Annotated in this window: 4 protein-coding genes; 1 reads left to right on the top strand and 3 read right to left on the bottom strand. The window is 40.4% G+C overall.

Annotated elements, in window-relative coordinates:
- Window positions 1-167 precede the first annotated feature (167 nt).
- Window positions 168-614 carry a DUF1694 domain-containing protein gene (locus tag SORDD24_RS02585; RefSeq protein WP_061407163.1) on the top strand — a complete coding sequence of 149 codons (447 nt, stop codon included), beginning with the start codon at window positions 168-170 and terminating at the stop codon, window positions 612-614.
- Here SORDD24_RS02585 and SORDD24_RS02580 read toward each other — a convergent pair.
- The 3 genes from SORDD24_RS02580 to SORDD24_RS02570 form a co-directional block, all read right to left on the bottom strand.
- Entirely contained in the window at window positions 611-1,726 is a 1,116-nt protein-coding gene (locus SORDD24_RS02580) for a glycerate kinase (RefSeq protein WP_061407161.1), read from the bottom strand. The two genes, SORDD24_RS02585 and SORDD24_RS02580, sit on opposite strands and share 4 nt — an antisense overlap.
- Window positions 1,727-1,735: 9 nt before the next feature.
- Window positions 1,736-2,380, bottom strand: coding sequence for a phosphoserine phosphatase SerB (serB, locus tag SORDD24_RS02575; protein ID WP_061407159.1), 645 nt, complete (start codon window positions 2,378-2,380; stop codon window positions 1,736-1,738).
- Window positions 2,381-2,441: 61 nt separating this feature from the next.
- The coding region (locus tag SORDD24_RS02570; protein WP_155720119.1) for a glycogen synthase at window positions 2,442-3,015 on the bottom strand (574 nt) is incomplete at its 5' end.

The following is a 3,015-nucleotide window of genomic DNA, read 5'->3' as shown; positions in this document are numbered from 1 at the left end:
GACATTTTTTACTCTCCTTTGAGTTAAATTTTTTACACCTCTATGATACCTTAAAAATAAGCGTTTTTCAAGAAAAAACGTTATCTTTGTGCAAATTTTCCTTAACTTTATAAAGTAATCGCTTTCTTTTGTCTGTTTTCTTGCGATTTTTGTGATATACTGTTTTTATGACAGATTTATCAAAACAACTACTAGAAAAAGCTCACGGTGGGCCGAAATTAAACCCTGACGAACAACGCCGCTATCTCGGGACTTTCGAGGAAAGAGTTCTTGGCTACGCGGATATCAGTACTGCCAATAGTTCTGAATTAGAACATGGATTTTTCTCTATTTTAGAGGGTTTTCAAGAAAAGGTTGAGGCACTTTTTGTGAAGATTTCACCAAATATCGAGTTTGACAAACAGGTCTTTTACTTAAAACAAGCAAAGGAAAGCAACTGTCAGGCGACTATTGTTTCAGACGATCATATCACCTCTCCTTTTGGTCTTGTCATTCATACAAATGAACCTGTTCAAGTAGACGAAAAAGACCTTAGACTTGCTTTCTCAAACCTCTGGGAGGAGAAAAAGGTAGAGCCACCTAAAAAATCCATCTGGAAAAAATGGTTTGGTTAATGATTTCTCATATTTAATAAACGACCAACATTAGCTGCTGTGTGCTCCAAATAGAGTCTTGCATTTTTTAGACTGTCTTCCAAAGGTTCACTTTTTTCTAAAATAGAAAAGGTTGCTTGTATATTTTCGAATGGTAGGGAAGGTAAATCATCAGCAAGACTACCACAAATAGCAATAACAGGAACTCCATTAGGGGTTCTTTTTGCTACTCCGATCGGAGCTTTTCCAACAAAGCTTTGACTGTCCAGTCTCCCTTCTCCAACGATAACCAAGTCAGTATCTTCAACCCGCTTGTCAAAGTCTATCAAGTCCAAACAAGTGTCAATTCCAGATACAATACTGGCCTCAGCAAAGGCACAGAGTCCAGCAGCAATGCCACCACCAGCTCCTGCTCCCTTCAAAGAAAGGGTTGAAGGTGAGAATTTTTCATAGAATCGCTGTATAGCCAGATCTACTTTTTCAAATAAACCAGAATCTAAGCCCTTTTGTTTTCCAAATGTATAGGTTGCTCCTTGATGACCACATAAAGGGCTCACGACATCTGCTAAAATGCGGATTTTCACATCTTCAGGAATCCTATATAGGTCATCTATGGAAACTGACTCGAACTCAAGCAAAGTCTGACCGCAAGCAGGCAATTCTTTTCCCTTCTTATCATAAAAACGATAACCTAAACCAGCAGCAATACCTATCCCACCGTCATTACTTGCCGTACCACCAACTCCGATATAGATTTCTTTCATCCCTTGATTAATGAGATGGCGAATCAACTCTCCAATACCTCTGGTTTGGATGTGAAGAGGTTTTCGTTTCTCTTGGGGAATCTTTCCAAGACCAACCAAGTCAGCAACTTCAAAGAGCGCTATTTGATCTTTTTGAAAGTAGCGCATTGCTTCTTTAAGACCAAAAGGTCCCGTAACCTCTTGCCATTTTTCTTCTAGCTCAAGAGAATATCGAATCGCATCCACAGTTCCTTCCCCACCATCACCAACAGGACAGAGCAGACATTCTACATCCGCTATTGACTGTTTGAAGCCTTTTTTTATAGCTTGAGCGACCTCTTCTGCTGTCAAACTTTCTTTAAAAGAATCAGGTGCAATTACAATTTTCATAGTTCCCTCTCATTCTAAGAAATCAATCCATGGCAAAACTTCTAAAAGATCCCTCGTATCTACATGACAAGCTATCTCAGCTTTTACTACCTCCTTGGCACAAAAGGCTATTCCGTGACCTGCTGACTTTAACATCAAGAGGTCATTGGCACCATCACCGATGGCAATCGTTCTTTCTTTGGAAAGTCCTAATTCCGTTCTCCAAATCTCAAGAGTAGCTTTTTTTACTTGACCTGTCACAATTTCACCAACTAATTTTCCAGTTAAAAAGCCGTCTTTGACTTCCAACTGGTTAGCAGTGAAATAGGAGATACCAAGGGATTTTGCTAGTCTCTCAACAATCGGACTAAATCCACCAGACACTAGACCTACTAGCATGCTCTTGTTTTGAAGTATGGAGATAAATTCTTGAGCATTCTTGGACAGGTGAATGGATTTGAAGACAGTATCAAAGACTGAAATCGGAAGACCTTTTAACAAAGCCACTCTTGCTCGTAAGCTTGTTTCAAAGTCCAATTCACCTCGCATTGCCTGGCTTGTAATCTGCGATATTTTTGCTTCGCAACCAGCTTCTCTTCCCAGAAGATCAATCACTTCCTCTGCTATCAAGGTGCCGTCAACATCCATAACACAGAGCCCCATTACTTGAGTCATCACTTCTCCTCTTTTCTAAACAGCCCAAAAATCGTATGAAAGAATCATACGATTTTATCTATTAGTTGACTAGACTATGGTACAAGTCAAGGTAAGACTGGCAAGCTGTATCCCATGAAAAATCACATTCCATTGCTTGTTTTTGTAGATTTCTCCAAACGTCTGGCTGGTACTTATAAACATCTAAGGCTGTTTTGAAACTCCAGTTGAGCCAGTAAGGTGTTAAATTGTCGAAGCTAAATCCAGTACCAGTTCCCTCGATCGGATTGAAGGATTGAACTGTATCTCTTAGTCCGCCAACCTCATGAACCAATGGTAGAGTTCCGTAGCGCATAGCCATCATTTGTGACAAGCCACATGGTTCAAAACGGCTCGGCATGAGGAAAAGGTCACAAGCTGCGTAAATTTCTTGAGCGAGCTTGACGTCAAAAGTGATATTTGCTGATAGCTTGTCTGGATAGACTTGAGCAAACCATGAGAAGGAATGTTCAAAAGCTGGGTTACCTGTACCTAAAAGGACTATTTGAACGTCCTCCTGTAAGAAACGGTGCAAACTTTCTACCACAACATCAAAACCTTTTTGGCGGGTCAAGCGAGAGACAATCCCAACTAGAGGAACATCAGCTCGCACTGGT

Origin of the sequence: Streptococcus oralis, from assembly GCF_001579175.1 — a bacterium.
Taxonomy (GTDB): domain Bacteria; phylum Bacillota; class Bacilli; order Lactobacillales; family Streptococcaceae; genus Streptococcus; species Streptococcus oralis_O.
This window is presented reverse-complemented; position numbering and strand designations above follow the sequence as displayed.

Excerpts from the sequence above, each read along its gene's own strand:
- SORDD24_RS02580 (WP_061407161.1), bottom strand. The coding sequence starts at position 1,726 with ATGAAAATTGTAATTGCACCTGATTCTTTTAAAGAAAGTTTGACAGCA.
- SORDD24_RS02585 (WP_061407163.1), top strand. The coding sequence starts at position 168 with ATGACAGATTTATCAAAACAACTACTAGAAAAAGCTCACGGTGGGCCG.
- serB (WP_061407159.1), bottom strand. The coding sequence starts at position 2,380 with ATGACTCAAGTAATGGGGCTCTGTGTTATGGATGTTGACGGCACCTTG.